We start from the raw sequence: 13579 nt of genomic DNA on the forward strand, positions 1-13579 counted from the left end.
TCCTTGAGCGCGAGGGATAGTCTCGGGCGCGGTGAGGGATTGATTTTTTGTATACATAAACGCACGCTAAGCTAATCCGAGCGGCACAATAATAAACCGGGAGTCTTCATGGGCATCGCATCCTCCACCGATCCGTCCGACATTTACCCACGCGACCTCGTCGGCTATGGCCGCACACCGCCTCAGGCCGATTGGCCGGGCGGGGCCCGCGTCGCGGTGCAGTTCGTCCTCAACTACGAGGAGGGCAGCGAAAACAGCGTGCTGCATGGCGATAGCCACTCCGAACAGTTCCTTTCCGAGATCGCTGGGGCCGAGGCCTATCCGGATCGCCACCTGAGCATGGAGTCGATCTACGAGTACGGTTCGCGGGCGGGGGTGTGGCGCGTGCTGCGTGAGTTCGAGCGGCGCGGGTTGCCATTGACCGTATTCGGCGTTGCCATGGCGCTGGAGCGTCATCCCGAGGTGGCCCAGGCCTTCCAGGAACTGGGCCACGAGATCGCTTGCCACGGCTATCGCTGGATTCATTATCAAAATGTGTCGGAAGCCGTCGAGCGTGAGCATATGCAGCGTGCCGTCGAGATATTCCGAACGCTCTACGGCGAGGCCCCGCTGGGTTGGTACACCGGTCGTGACAGCCCCAATACACGGCAGCTGTTGCTCGATCAGGGCGGCTTCCTCTACGACAGCGACTACTACGGCGACGATCTGCCGTTCTGGAGCGACGTCCAGGACAGCCAGGGTCAGACGCACCGTCACCTGATCGTGCCCTACACGCTGGATACCAACGACATGCGCTTCGCCTCGCCCACCGGCTTCGATCACGGCGAGCCCTTCTTCCAGTACCTGCGCGACGCCTTCGACGTGCTCTACGCCGAAGGCGCGGAAACGCCGAAGATGCTCTCCATCGGCCTGCATTGCCGGCTGATCGGTCGCCCCGGACGTTTCCGCGCGCTGCAGCGCTTCCTCGATCACCTCGAGACCCATGACCGGGTGTGGATAACCCGGCGTGTGGATATCGCGCGTCACTGGGCGGCAACGCATCCGGCTTGAAAAGCGAGGAACCTCTCATGTCACAACGCAGCCACGACGCACCTGAAAGAACCTACTACGCCCCCCATGGCGGTTTGCCGCCGCAGAGCCAGCTGATTCATGGGCGCGCAGTCTTCACCGAGGCCTATGCGGTGATTCCCAAGGGGGTGATGAGCGATATCGTCACCAGTTTCCTGCCGCACTGGGAGAAGACCCGGCTGTGGGTGCTGTCGCGGCCGCTTTCCGGCTTCGCGGAGACGTTTTCGCAGTACATCATGGAGGTCTCGCCTGGCGGTGGCAGCGAGCGACCGGAGCCGGATGACGGCGCCGAGGGCGTGCTGTTCGTGGTCGAGGGCGAGATGACGCTGACCATCGCGGGGGAAGCGCACGCGATGGGACCGGGAGGCTATGCCTATCTGTCGCCGGGCTGCGACTGGCAGCTGCGCAATGGCAGCGACGCGCCGGTGCGCTTCCACTGGATCCGCAAGGCTTACGAGTTCGTCGATGGGCTGGCAGTGCCCGAAGCCTTCGTCACCAACGACAACGACATCGCGCCGATCGCCATGCCGGATACCGACGGCCGCTGGGCCACGACGCGTTTCGTCGATCCCCAGGACGTGCGCCACGACATGCACGTCAACATCGTGACCTTCCAGCCCGGGGGCGTGATCCCGTTCGATGAAACCCATGTCATGGAGCATGGGCTCTACGTGCTGGAGGGCCGTGCGATCTACCACCTCAATCAGGATTGGGTCGAGGTCGAGGCCGGCGACTATATGTGGCTGCGGGCCTTCTGTCCGCAATCCTGCTACGCCGCCGGGCCGGGGCCGTTTCGTTACCTGCTCTACAAGGATGTGAACCGCCATATGAAACTGCGCTTGAGCTGAGACAATCCTCCGAGGAGAACGCATGCTCGAACTTACCGCCCAGCCCCTGACCGCCGAAGCCTTCGCACCGTTCGGCGATGTCATCGACCGCCGGGACGCCGACGGCTTTCCCATCAACGGCGGTCGCACCCAGCGCTATCACGACCTGGCGCGGATCGAAACGCTCGGCGAAGGGGCTCGGCCGCTGATCAGCCTCTTCGTCAGCCAGCCCGTGACACTGCCGCTGACGCTGGACTTTCTCGAACGTCATCCGCTGGGCAGTCAGGCGTTCATGCCGCTGCACGGCGAGCGCTTCGTCGTCGTCGTCGCGCCACCGGGAGAGGCCGTGGACCCGGCACGGGTACGGGCCTTCGTCACCGATGGTCGCCAGGGGGTCAACTACCGCGCCGGCACCTGGCATGCCATTCACTCGGTGCTCGACGTGGAAGGCGAGTTTCTGGTGGTCGACCGTGGCGGAGCGGGCGACAACTGCAACGAGTTCCCGCTGGCGATGCGTGTGAGCCTGCCTTGAGGCTCTCGTCGTAGACAGTCGCCGACATTCATCCCGCTGGCAGCGGCTTCCCGCGTGCGGCGCGTTGCCGTTCGCGCAACCATTGCTGCATCAACGCCACCAGCAGTAAGAGCTCGGCCAGATCGCCGCCGTAGTACATCCATTGCGCGGCTGCCTGGATCTCGCCGGGACTGGCGCCGGTGCCTGCCGGGAGCAGCCAGGCGTACATCAGTTTACCGAGCGTGGCGTGGGTGGCGATGGCCAGGATCAGCACGCCCAGGCGTGTTCGCCAGCGCGGCCGATGCGGTGCCGGATCGGGACCGGCGATCGCCCAACTGAACAGGCAGCCGGAGATCACGAAGTGCAGATGGATGACGTGGTGCAGCCAGGGGGTGGCGATGCTCTGGGTGTACAGCGGGGTCAGATACAGCAGATACATGCCGCCGATATCGAGCAACGCGGCGCTCAGCGGATGGCTGACTATCCGCACCGGCATGCTGCCCAGCAGCGTGACCGTCGCCCGCGCCCGGGCTGGCGCCAGGTTGCGCAGCAGCAGGCTCATCGGTGCACCGAACACCAGCCCCAAGGGCGCGAACATGCCAACCAGTAGATGCTGCAGCATGTGCCCGCGCAGGTCGTGGTGCGCGAAGGCATTGACCGGCGCGGCGAACGCCACGGCCAGCGTAATGGTGCCGACGACGAAGCTGGCGCTGCGCCAGAGCGACCATGGCTTGCCGGCGTGGCGGGTGCGCCACACGCCGGCGAGATACAGCGTTGCGGCCAGCAGCGCGAGCCATTGCGCGACGTTGGGCATGTACACGTCGGAGGCTAATGCTGACTTGTAGCGTGACCACGCTGGGCGCGCCTGAGCAACAGCCAGCCGATCGCCAGGACGACGACGCCGAAGCCGATCCAGGCGATGTCGTAGAGCCACAGGTTATCGACGTAGCGTACCTGGTGCAGGCGCAGGATCTTGTGATCGACCACGCCGTCGAAAACTTGGAAGCCCCCCGCGCCTAGTAGGAATCCGGGGCCACGGTAGCCGGGCGCCTGGCGGCCAGCGCCATGCAACTCGATCATCATGAAGAAGCCGACCACCAACAATACCAGCTCGATGGCGTGCAGCACACCGTCGGAGGCCAGCGCAAAGGCCGTGTAGCGATCGACGAAATGGTGCCAGGCCAGCAGTTGATGGAAGACTATTTCGTCGACCGCCGCCATGCAGCCGATGCCGATCAACGCGCTGGCCAGCAGGGTGCGGCGCGGGTCGGCGTGGCTGGGATAGGGAAGGGATGACATGTTGGCCTCCTGCCGGTCAATGGATTCGTGAGCGCTCACTCCTTAAGCGCTCCTAAAATGTAGGCAGTCGAGGCTATGTGGTAAAGCGAAACGCCCCGGAGGACGCGAAACGCCGTCGTGGTGGCGTTCAACGATAAGGGCGGGCACGGTGAGCGCTGGTTTCTCCTCATCCGCTTGCTCGGGGGCCGGTTCCATGCGAGATGCTCGTCATTCCATCGAACGTATCAAGGAAGTCTTCTTTACCTTTCTGGTGCTGGGTCTGACCTCCTTCGGCGGCCCCATTGCCCATCTGGGGTATTTCCGTGCCGAGTTCGTCACGCGTCGCCGCTGGCTGTCGGAAGCGGACTACGCGGATCTAGTGGCGCTGTGTCAGTTTCTCCCGGGCCCGGCCAGCAGTCAGGTCGGCTTCGCTCTGGGACTGTTGCGGGGTGGGGGCTGGGGAGCCGTCGCTGCCTGGACGGCCTTCACCTTGCCTTCGGCCCTCGTGCTGGTGCTGTTTGCGTCAGGGGCTGCATCCTTCGACGGGCCGGTCAGCGAGGGTATTCTGCATGGGCTCAAGGTGGCGGCCGTGGCGATCGTCGCCCATGCGGTCTGGGGCATGGCGCACAAGCTTTGCCCGGATCAGCGGCGCGCCGGCATTGCGCTGGCGGCGGTGCTGATCGTCGTGCTGATCGGTGGTCCGGCGGGGATGATAGCGGCCATTCTCGCCGGTGCGGTGGGCGGTATGCTGTTGTGCCGGGACTCGGCTTATCGAGACCAAGTGCGTCAAGGCCAAGGCGATCCCGTGTCGCGAGACTTGCACTTCCCGGTGTCTCGACGTGCCGCCCGAATCGCAGCGGTGTGTTTCGTCACCTTGCTGATTGGGTTGCCCGGGCTGGCCTGGGTGTCGTCGTCCCCGGTGCTGTCGATGGCAGATGCCTTTTACCGTGCCGGTGCGCTGGTCTTCGGGGGCGGGCATGTGGTGCTCCCGCTGCTGGAAAGCGAGGTCGTCCAGTCGGGCTGGGTAACGCCCGATAGTTTTCTCGCAGGATATGGCGCCGCCCAGGCGGTGCCGGGGCCGCTTTTCACCTTCGCAGCGTATCTCGGCGCCGAGATGGGGGCTTTGTCCGTGCCGCTGCTCGGCGCGGTCTTGGCGCTCATCATGATCTTCCTACCGGGGCTCGCATTGCTGGTGGCCGTGTTGCCCTACTGGAATGGTTTCAGGCGCCTGGAACGCGTGCAGTCATTGATGCGAGGTGCGAATGCCGCCGTGGTGGGCATTTTGGGGGCCGCTCTCTACCAACCGGTCTGGACCAGTGTGGTGGTCGGGCCGCACGAATTTGCATTGGCCCTGGTGGGCTTTTTGCTCTTGAGCGTTTGGAAATTGCCAGCTTGGGCGGTCGTGGCCATCCTGGCGCTCGGGGGGATCGTCATTACGCTGTCGTGAGTGCGCGCGGGCGTGCGCGTGGGGGCAGAAGCGCCGGTTCGAGCCGACGGCTGGGCGTCGGCTCGCGTGTCTTTCGCGGTGGGATGGGCTTAAGCTTCGTGACTCGCCTTGTCACGGCGCGGGTCGCGACCCAGCGGGTGCGGTTCGCCGCGTCGCTTGGCGAGCTCGATCTGACGCTGGCGCTCGCGAGCGCTGTTGCGGGTCTTCTCTGGCAAGCTGTCCCAGCAATGCGGGCAGCTTACGCCGGGCTCGTATTTCGCGGAGGCCATGTCGGCCTCGGAGATCGGCCGGCGGCAGGCGTGACACTGTTCGAATTCGCCCTCGGCGAGGTCGTGGCGCACGGTCACGCGATTATCGAACACGAAGCACTCGCCCTGCCAACGTGACTGTTCCTCAGGCACCTTTTCCAGATAGCTCAGAATGCCGCCCTTGAGGTGATACACCTCCTCGAAGCCTGCATTCAGCATGAAGCTAGAAGCCTTCTCGCAGCGGATGCCGCCGGTGCAGAACATCGCCACCTTCTTGTGCTTGGCGGGGTCGTAATGCGCCTTTACGTAATCCGGGAACTCACGGAACGTCTTGGTCTGTGGGTCGATGGCGCCTTCGAACGAGCCGATTTCCACTTCGTAATCGTTGCGCGTGTCGATGACCAGGACCTCCGGATCGGCGATGACATCGTTCCAATCCTCGGGTTCGACATAGGTGCCGACCGTCTGGTTTGGGTCCACCCCGTCGACGCCGAGAGTGACGATCTCACGCTTTAGCTTGACCTTGGTGCGATAGAAAGGATGCGCGTCGCAGTAGGATTCCTTGTGGTCGACCGCGGCCAGGCGCGGGTCGGCGCGCAGCCAGGCGAGCAGCGCGTCGATGCTCTCGCGCGTGCCGGAGACGGTGCCGTTGATGCCCTCAAAGGCGAGCAGCAGTGTGCCTTTCACGTCGTGGGCACGCATCGTCTCGAGCAGGGGCTCGCGCAGGGCTTCGTAATCGTCGAGGGTGACGAACTGATAGAGCGCCGCCACCACGATGGGCGGCGCGTCGTGCGGTTGGGTCATGTCTGTCTCCTGGTAATCGTCCCCGTAAAGGACGGACCGGGTGAATCGTTGGCGAGTGCCAAGGGAGACGTATTTTACGCAATGCCGTGCGGTGATGCATCTGCGTCAGGATGCCGCCCCGTTCAGGTACCTTCTCGCCATGACCTTGCGCTATAGCGAGTTAGACCTAAGACTATCTTGTTATGGGTATGCTAATATGCTTGCCCGCTTAATGAATCCGTCCGCCGGCGACGCCTCGTCATCCGGCAGACCCGACCTGTCGATATTTCCATGACGCATCGTTACCTCAATACCTCCTTGTTGCTGGGCGCCCTGAGCGTTTCCAGCGTTGCCTTCGCCCAATCCTCCTCGCCGGAGGTGATGGAAGTCACGGCACCACGCCTTGATCGCGAGCTGTACACCACCCCCGCTGCGGTGTCCGTGATCGAACATGATGATATTACCGCAGGGCAACAGCGCGTGCGTCTCGATGAGTCGCTGGTGCGCGTGCCGGGCGTGTTTCTGCAAAATCGTGACAACTTCGCCCAAGGCGAGCGCCTGGCGATTCGCGGCTTCGGCGCACGGGCGCCTTTCGGTGTGCGCGGGATCACGGTGATGACCGACGGAATTCCCTATACATTGCCCGATGGTCAGGCACAGCTCGACGCCATCGACCTCGATAGCGCCGAGCGCATCGAGGTTATTCGCGGTCCGTCGTCGGTACTTTATGGCAATGCGGCAGGGGGCGTTCTCAGCGTGACCACGGCGGATGGCCGTGACGACCAGAAGACCCGCCTGGGCGCCGAGATCGGCAGCGACGGCTACCAGAAATATCGCTTCAGCGATGGCGGCGTGAACGGCCCCTGGTCGCATCATGTGAGTGTGTCGGCGCTGAATTTCGACGGTTATCGCGATCAGAGTCAGGTCGAGAAGTATCACTTGAACGCCAAGGTAAGTCGCGAGCTGGGCAACGACCGCGCACTGACGGCCATCGTCAACTTGCTGGACAATCCGCGCTCAGAGGACCCAGGGGCGTTGAAAGAGTCGGAAGTGGGCGATGACCGTCAAAATGCGGCGCCCAATTCGCTTGCCTTGGATGCCGGTCAGGAAGTCGACCAACAAGTGCTGGGACTACAGTACGAGGATTTGTCTGCGGGACCGGGCGAGCTGTACGTCAAGGGCTTTTATCTGCAGCGTGACTTCGAACAGCAATTACCCTATGAGGGCGATAGCCGCATCAACTACCAGCGCGATTACTACGGTGCCAGCGCTGAATATCATCAGGATCTGCTGCTGGGCGAGTTGCCGCTGCGTTATGTCGTGGGGGTCGACGCGGCCCGCCAGGAAGACGATCGGGATCGCCACAATGTAGACGTCGCGAATGGGGTTATCGATCGTGCGGGCGACGAGATGCAGACGGCCACTTCGCTGGGTGTTTTTGCCCAGGGTGACTTGGATCTCACCGACAAGCTGACGCTGTCGCTGGGAACACGCTACGACCGCGTCGATTTCGATATCGACGATGACTTCGACAGCGACGGCGACCAGAGCGGTGACCGCACCTTCCGTGAGTGGAGCGGCTCGGCGGGCTTGAGCTACCGGTATCTGCCGACGCATCAGGTCTACGTGACGACCGGGACGGCGTTCGAGACGCCGACATTCTCCGAGTTCGCCAACCCCAGCGGCGTGGGCGGTTTCAACCCTGGCGTGGAACCGCAGAAATCCTGGAACCGTGAAATCGGCTTGCGGGGCAATTTCGACAATGGCGTGGATTACGATCTGGCGCTGTTCTCGGTGCGTGTGCGTGACGAGCTAGTGCCTTACAACGAGAATGGTCGGGACTTCTACCGCAACGCCGGCGACTCCTCGCGCGATGGTATCGAGCTGGCGCTGGGCTGGCAGATGACGCCGAGCTGGCGCCTCGACAGTGCCTTGACGCTGGCCAAGTACGAGTTCGACGAATACGACACCCAGGATGGCAACTACGGCGGTAATCGCATCCCCGGCTTGCCGGAGCAGACTTGGATGAACCAGCTCTCCTGGCAGGGGCTCGACGAGCGCTTCGCGACGCTCGAGACGCAGTATATCGGTGATATGGTGGCGGATGACGCCAACGACGTGGAAGTCGACGACTACTGGTTGGTCAATCTGCGCGTCGGTGATGGCTGGCATCTGGGCGGCGATACTTTGCTCAAGGGCTACGTGGGCATGCGCAATCTCTTCGACCGCGAGCATTTCGCCAATGTGCGTCTCAACGGCAGCTATGGGCGTTATTATGAGCCGGCGCCGGGGCGGACCGTCTACGCTGGTATGGAAGTCGCGTTCTAGACGCGTCGCATCAATCGCTCACTGGCCGGTGACATCGGCCAGGGGGCCCTGGGCACGATAAGCGGATAAAAGAGGGATCTATGCGTTATCTACTTGCGGTGGTGGGAACCGCGTTGCTGCTGGCGGGGCTTGCTGGCTGCACGATCAATACGTATGACGATGGTCATCGTGAGGTCAAGAAGGGAGTGCCCCAGAGCGGGCCGACCAGTAACCCGGCGGATGTCTCACATTCCAACGAGACGCCGTGAGGCCGCGACCGGGAAATCGCTGAACTAGCAGGCCACAAACGCCACGGCCCCTTCTCGGAGGGGCCGTGTTGCGTTGGGCAAGGCGTGCGCCGTGCCGTTACGCCTCGAAATTGCTTTCGGAGTAGAGCACGCGCAGGCGCAAGGTGTGGTTGACGCGCTTGAGCGCTTCCAGCGCCTTGGGGCCGTAGGCCTTGTCGACATCGATGACCACGTAGCCGACGCCGCTGTTGGTCTGCAGGTACTGCGCCGAGATGTTGATGCCCTCGTCGCCGAGTACCTTGTTGATCTCAGACATCACGCCCGGCACGTTCTCGTGAATGTGCAACAGGCGGTGCTTGTCCGGATGGGCGGGCAGCGCGACCTCGGGGAAGTTGACCGAAGTGATGGTGGTGCCGTTGTCGGAGTAAGTGATCAGCTTCTCGGAGACCTCGATGCCGATGTTTTCCTGGGCTTCCAAGGTCGAGCCGCCGATGTGCGGCGTGAGAATAACGTTGTCCTTGCCGCGCAACGGCGAGACGAATTCATCGTTGCTGCCCTTGGGTTCGACGGGGAAGACGTCGATGGCCGCGCCGAGCAGCTTGCCGCTTTCTAGCACTTCCGCCAGTGCCTCGATATCCACCACGGTGCCGCGCGAGGCGTTGATGAAGATAGCGCTCTGCTTCATCAGCGCCAGCTGGTCGCGACCGATCATCCAACGCGTGGATGGCACGTCAGGCACGTGCAGGCTGACGATGTCGGCACGCGCTAGCAGCTCCTCGAGCGAGCCCACTTGGCGCGCATTGCCCATGGCAAGCTTGGTGATGACGTCGTAATACAGGACGTCGAAGCCGAGCGATTCGGCGAGCACCGAGAGCTGGGCGCCGATGCTGCCGTAGCCGATGATCCCCAGTGTCTTGCCACGTGCTTCATGGGCGTTCTTGGCCGATTTCAGCCAGCCACCTTGGTGAGCGCGGGTGGATTTCTCGGGGATGCCGCGCAGCAGCATGATGGCTTCGGCGAGGACGAGCTCGGCCACCGAGCGGGTATTGGAATACGGCGCGTTGAAGACCGGGATGCCGCGTTCGAGAGCGGCATTGAGATCGACCTGGTTGGTGCCGATGCAGAAGCAACCCACGGCGGTGAGCCGCTCGGCGGCGGCGAACACGCGCTCGGTGAGCTGCGTGCGCGAGCGCAGGCCGATAAAGTGAACGTCGCGGATCTTCTCGACCAGCTCGTCCTCGGACAAAGAAGTGGAGAGCGTTTCGATGTTGGTGTAACCGGCATTCAGGAGGTTGTCCACGGCGGACTGATGAATGCCCTCGAGCAGCAGAATCTTGATCTTGCTCTTGTCCAGAGACGTCTTGGCCATTGTCGGTTCAACCCTTTCGTCGACTGATGCGACGTTTATCTAATCGGTATGGTGGTGGCCTGTCCAAGCGGGCGATCCGAGGCCCCGAGGCAAGAAAAGGGGGAGGAGGCCGCCCAGCGACAGGGGCCATATCGTAGCACAGGCACTCTGTTTGAGGATGAATTCGCTGCACCTTGCGCATGAGTATGGTACACGAGCCAGATGCGCCGCGTTTGCCGGGGCAGACGCGTCCCCGGGGCTTGGGTGTATACTGTGGGGCCAACTCTTGGCAACCGGGCCGTGGCATCGGTCCGCACGGATGAGCGAGAAACGCCATGGTGGAAAAGGATGCATCGGTTGGCGATGGCGCCCAGCCCGACGAAACGGATGTTGATGAACGCGCGCCGGAGGATTTTGCGGCGACGTTGACACGCCTGGAAGCCCTAGTGGGCCAACTGGAGTCGGGCGAGCTGTCTCTGGAAGCCTCTTTGGTGGCATTCGAGCGTGGTGTGCACCTGACCCGCGACGCCCAGCAACGCCTGGAAAATGCCGAGTTGCGCGTCAAGGCGTTGCTGGAGCAGCCCGATGGTAGCTTCCACGAGACGCCTTTCGATGCTGGGGAGGTCGATGGTGAGCGTTGAACCCTTGGCCGAGCGTGACATCATCACCACGTCGCGGGCACGCACCGAACAAGTGCTGGCGCGGGTCTTCGAGCGCGCGACGCCGGTCGCCGGCGAGCTCGATGCCGCGATGCGCTATGGCGTTCTGGGCGGCGGTAAGCGCCTGCGCCCGGTGCTGGTGTATGCCGCCGGACGCGCTCTGGGCGCTGAGGACACTGCGCTGGATGCCCCTGCGGCTGCCATCGAGCTGATCCACGCTTACTCGTTGATCCACGATGACCTGCCCGCCATGGACGACGATGACATGCGGCGTGGGCGTCCTACGGTGCATCGTGTCTATAACGAGGCGATGGCTATCCTGACCGGCGACGCGCTGCAAACGCTGGCTTTCGAGGTGTTAGCCGAGGCGCGCCCACCGCGTCTGGGGGCAATGGTGGGTGTGCTCGCCCACGCCTCGGGACGTGACGGCATGGCCGCCGGCCAGGCGCTCGATTTGTGTGCGGTGGGCGGCCAGTTGGATGTCGATGCCCTGGCGACCATGCATCGTTACAAGACCGGTGCGCTGATTCGTGCTGCCGTGCGGCTCGGCGCCCTGGCAGCCGTCGATGAAGACGACTCTCGCGTGGCGGCGCTGGATGCCTACGCTACCGCCATCGGCTTGGCGTTCCAGATTCAGGATGACATCCTCGATGTCGCTGGCGACGCCGCGACCCTGGGCAAGGCCACTGGCGCCGACGCGGCGCGTGCCAAACCCACTTATCCGGCTTTGCTCGGCCTGGAAGGCGCCCGTGCCAAGGCGCACGGCCTGCTCGACGAGGCGCTGGACGCCTTGGCGCCCTTGGGCGAGCGAGCCTTTCCTCTGGCCGACTTGGCCCGCCATATGATCGACCGCGATCACTGATCGGTTGTAAATGACGCTTATGAAGCTGTTCGATGAGATTCCTGCCGAACGTCCGGCCACGCCGTTGCTCGACTCGCTCGAGTCCCCGGCGGCGTTACACGATTTCAATACGGCGCAGTTGCGAGAACTGGCCGACGAGCTGCGTGCTTACCTGCTCTATAGTGTCGGCTGTACCGGCGGCCACTTCGGCGCGGGGCTTGGCGTGGTCGAGTTGACCGTCGCCTTGCACCATATTCTCGACACTCCGTATGACCGCCTGGTCTGGGATGTCGGCCATCAAGCCTATCCGCACAAGATCCTCACCGGGCGCCGTGAGCAGATGTCGACCATCCGCCAGTTCGGCGGGCTGGCGGCGTTCCCCAAGCGCGATGAGTCGCCCTACGACACCTTCGGTGTCGGCCACTCGAGCACCTCGATCTCCGCAGCGCTGGGCATGGCGCTGGCGGCGCGGACCAAGGGCGAGAAGCGCCGCGTCTGTGCGGTGATCGGTGACGGTGCCTTGAGTGCCGGCATGTCGTTCGAAGCGCTGGCGCATGCCGGGCATGTCGATGCCAACATGCTGGTGATTCTCAACGACAATGAGATGTCGATTTCCGAGAACGTCGGCGGTATGGCCAGTTATCTGGCACGCATCCTGGTCAGCAAGCCGTATACGGTGATGCGCGAGAACAGCAAGCGCGTGCTTTCGCATCTACCGGGTGCGCTGGAATTGGCGCGCCGCACCGAAGAGCACGTCAAGGGCATGGTCAGCCCGGCGACCTTGTTCGAGGAGATGGGCTTCAATTATATCGGCCCCATCGACGGCCACGACTTGCCGACTCTGGTGCAGACGCTCGGCAGTATGACGAACCTCGAAGGGCCGCAGTTCCTGCATATCAAGACCTGCAAGGGGCGCGGCTTTCGCCCTGCCGAGGCCGATCCGATCGGCTACCATGCCATCACCAAACTCGAAAAAACCGCCAGCGAGCCGCCGCCCAAGAAAGAGCCGCGCTCGCCCAACGAGACCGAGCCTGAAGCCAAGCCCAAGCCCAAGCCCCGCAAATATTGCAATGTCTTCGGCGAGTGGCTCTGCGACATGGCGGCGGCGGATGCGCGCCTGATCGGCATCACGCCAGCGATGCGCGAAGGTTCCGACCTGATTCGCTTCTCGCGCGAGTATCCCGAGCGTTACTACGACGTGGCGATCGCCGAGCAGCACGCGGTGACGCTGGCGGCGGGCATGGCGTGCGAGGGCATGAAGCCCGTGGTGGCGATCTATTCGACCTTTCTGCAGCGCGGCTATGACCAGTTGATCCACGACGTGGCGGTGCAGGCGCTCGATGTCACCTTCGCCATCGACCGCGCGGGCGTGGTCGGCGAAGACGGCCCCACGCACCATGGCGCGCTGGATCTCGCTTACCTGCGCTGCATCCCGGGCATGGTGGTGTTGGCACCTGCCGATGAAGCCGAGTGCCGCGCCATGCTGAGTGCCGCCTATCATCACGAAGGCCCAGCAGCGGTGCGGTATCCGCGCGGCACCGGCCCCGGCACTCAGGTGGCATCAAACCTGGAGCCGCTGCCCATCGGCGAGGCCGAGACACGGCGTACCGGCGCGCAGGGCGGCGTGGCGCTGCTGGCGTTCGGCAGCATGAACGGTCCCGCTGCCGAGGTTGCCGAAAACCTCGATGCCACGCACCTCAATATGCGCAGCGTGAAACCGCTGGACCGTGACGCGATACTTGCGGCGGCGCGCCGACATCGGCTGCTGGTAACGCTCGAGGAAAATGTCGTCGCCGGGGGCGCGGGGAGCGGCGTCAATGAACTCTTGGCTGCCGAGGGTGTCCAGGTCGAGGTATTGAATCTTGGTCTGCCGGATGCCTTCGTCGAGCATGGCAAGCCTGCCGAATTGCTGACGGCGTGCGGTCTCGACGCCGAGGGCATCGAGACCGCGGTGCGCCGGCGCTGGGGAGCGCCACTCCAAAATGACTAACATTTAGCGACAAGACGGAAACTT

The 13579-nt window shown here is 63.5% G+C and carries 13 protein-coding genes; 9 read left to right on the plus strand and 4 right to left on the minus strand.

Translation table 11 applies throughout. The annotated features are described in order from the left end of the window. Positions 1–108: 108 nt before the first annotated feature. Genes puuE through LUN51_RS05360 form a run of 3 tightly spaced genes read left to right on the plus strand, consistent with a single transcriptional unit; the run spans position 109 to position 2427 of the window. Complete coding sequence (gene puuE, locus LUN51_RS05350) at positions 109–1050, plus strand: allantoinase PuuE (RefSeq protein ID WP_277810436.1); 942 nt, start codon at positions 109–111, stop codon at positions 1048–1050. A gap of 17 nt (positions 1051–1067) precedes the next feature. Further along, entirely contained in the window at positions 1068–1916 is an 849-nt protein-coding gene (locus tag LUN51_RS05355; RefSeq protein WP_277810437.1) for a bifunctional allantoicase/(S)-ureidoglycine aminohydrolase, read from the plus strand. 22 nt (positions 1917–1938) lie between these two features. Further along, the gene (locus tag LUN51_RS05360; protein ID WP_277810438.1) at positions 1939–2427 is read left to right on the plus strand and encodes an ureidoglycolate lyase; all 489 of its coding nucleotides are present in this window, start codon (positions 1939–1941) and stop codon (positions 2425–2427) included. A 28-nt stretch (positions 2428–2455) separates the two neighbouring features. On the opposite strand, the gene LUN51_RS05365 is transcribed toward LUN51_RS05360, so the two are convergent. Together LUN51_RS05365 and LUN51_RS05370 are read right to left on the minus strand one after the other, a co-directional pair. Further along, positions 2456–3340: a cytochrome c oxidase assembly protein gene (locus LUN51_RS05365; RefSeq protein ID WP_277810439.1), complete on the minus strand. Its 885-nt coding sequence runs from the start codon at positions 3338–3340 to the stop codon at positions 2456–2458. Then, entirely contained in the window at positions 3235–3705 is a 471-nt protein-coding gene (locus tag LUN51_RS05370) for a DUF2243 domain-containing protein (protein ID WP_277810440.1), read from the minus strand. Before LUN51_RS05370 ends, LUN51_RS05365 begins: the two co-directional genes overlap by 106 nt. Before the next feature lie 193 nt (positions 3706–3898). On the opposite strand from LUN51_RS05370, the gene chrA reads away from it, so the two are divergent. After that, positions 3899–5131 (plus strand): chromate efflux transporter, encoded by a 1233-nt coding sequence (chrA, locus tag LUN51_RS05375; RefSeq protein WP_277810441.1) that lies wholly within the window; start codon positions 3899–3901, stop codon positions 5129–5131. A gap of 89 nt (positions 5132–5220) precedes the next feature. Here the strand turns inward: chrA and LUN51_RS05380 are convergent, their stop codons facing one another. Continuing rightward, positions 5221–6183, minus strand: a complete 963-nt coding sequence (locus LUN51_RS05380) for a rhodanese-related sulfurtransferase (protein WP_277810442.1) — start codon at positions 6181–6183, stop codon at positions 5221–5223. 270 nt (positions 6184–6453) lie between these two features. Between LUN51_RS05380 and LUN51_RS05385 the strand changes: the two genes are divergently transcribed. Next, positions 6454–8490, plus strand: coding sequence for a TonB-dependent receptor family protein (locus tag LUN51_RS05385; RefSeq protein ID WP_277810443.1), 2037 nt, complete (start codon positions 6454–6456; stop codon positions 8488–8490). 80 nt (positions 8491–8570) lie between these two features. Further along, a complete protein-coding gene (locus tag LUN51_RS05390) occupies positions 8571–8738 on the plus strand; it encodes a hypothetical protein (RefSeq protein ID WP_179861065.1) in 168 nt (55 codons plus the stop codon). 97 nt (positions 8739–8835) lie between these two features. Here the strand turns inward: LUN51_RS05390 and serA are convergent, their stop codons facing one another. Beyond that, positions 8836–10086, minus strand: a complete 1251-nt coding sequence (gene serA, locus LUN51_RS05395) for a phosphoglycerate dehydrogenase (protein ID WP_277810444.1) — start codon at positions 10084–10086, stop codon at positions 8836–8838. Positions 10087–10400: 314 nt separating this feature from the next. Here serA and LUN51_RS05400 point away from each other — a divergent pair, with 314 nt between their 5' ends. The 3 genes from LUN51_RS05400 to dxs are packed head-to-tail and all read left to right on the plus strand — an operon-like array spanning position 10401 to position 13555. Then, a complete protein-coding gene (locus tag LUN51_RS05400; protein WP_040240552.1) occupies positions 10401–10706 on the plus strand; it encodes an exodeoxyribonuclease VII small subunit in 306 nt (101 codons plus the stop codon). After that, on the plus strand, positions 10693–11586 hold the full coding sequence (gene ispA / locus LUN51_RS05405) for a (2E,6E)-farnesyl diphosphate synthase (protein ID WP_277810445.1): 894 nt from the start codon (positions 10693–10695) through the stop codon (positions 11584–11586). The genes LUN51_RS05400 and ispA overlap by 14 nt, the downstream gene beginning before the upstream one ends. A gap of 19 nt (positions 11587–11605) precedes the next feature. After that, positions 11606–13555: a 1-deoxy-D-xylulose-5-phosphate synthase gene (gene dxs, locus LUN51_RS05410; protein WP_277810544.1), complete on the plus strand. Its 1950-nt coding sequence runs from the start codon at positions 11606–11608 to the stop codon at positions 13553–13555. Positions 13556–13579: the final 24 nt, after the last annotated feature.

This window comes from Chromohalobacter canadensis (assembly GCF_029544075.1).
Classification (GTDB): domain Bacteria; phylum Pseudomonadota; class Gammaproteobacteria; order Pseudomonadales; family Halomonadaceae; genus Chromohalobacter; species Chromohalobacter canadensis_A.

What these genes read in the sequence shown, in the direction of transcription:
- puuE (WP_277810436.1), top strand. Translation starts at nt 109, where the DNA reads ATGGGCATCGCATCCTCCACCGATCCGTCCGACATTTACCCACGCGAC.
- LUN51_RS05355 (WP_277810437.1), top strand. Translation starts at nt 1,068, where the DNA reads ATGTCACAACGCAGCCACGACGCACCTGAAAGAACCTACTACGCCCCC.
- LUN51_RS05360 (WP_277810438.1), top strand. Translation starts at nt 1,939, where the DNA reads ATGCTCGAACTTACCGCCCAGCCCCTGACCGCCGAAGCCTTCGCACCG.
- LUN51_RS05370 (WP_277810440.1), bottom strand. Translation starts at nt 3,705, where the DNA reads ATGTCATCCCTTCCCTATCCCAGCCACGCCGACCCGCGCCGCACCCTG.
- chrA (WP_277810441.1), top strand. Translation starts at nt 3,899, where the DNA reads ATGCGAGATGCTCGTCATTCCATCGAACGTATCAAGGAAGTCTTCTTT.
- LUN51_RS05380 (WP_277810442.1), bottom strand. Translation starts at nt 6,183, where the DNA reads ATGACCCAACCGCACGACGCGCCGCCCATCGTGGTGGCGGCGCTCTAT.
- LUN51_RS05385 (WP_277810443.1), top strand. Translation starts at nt 6,454, where the DNA reads ATGACGCATCGTTACCTCAATACCTCCTTGTTGCTGGGCGCCCTGAGC.
- LUN51_RS05390 (WP_179861065.1), top strand. Translation starts at nt 8,571, where the DNA reads ATGCGTTATCTACTTGCGGTGGTGGGAACCGCGTTGCTGCTGGCGGGG.
- serA (WP_277810444.1), bottom strand. Translation starts at nt 10,086, where the DNA reads ATGGCCAAGACGTCTCTGGACAAGAGCAAGATCAAGATTCTGCTGCTC.
- LUN51_RS05400 (WP_040240552.1), top strand. Translation starts at nt 10,401, where the DNA reads ATGGTGGAAAAGGATGCATCGGTTGGCGATGGCGCCCAGCCCGACGAA.
- ispA (WP_277810445.1), top strand. Translation starts at nt 10,693, where the DNA reads ATGGTGAGCGTTGAACCCTTGGCCGAGCGTGACATCATCACCACGTCG.
- dxs (WP_277810544.1), top strand. Translation starts at nt 11,606, where the DNA reads ATGAAGCTGTTCGATGAGATTCCTGCCGAACGTCCGGCCACGCCGTTG.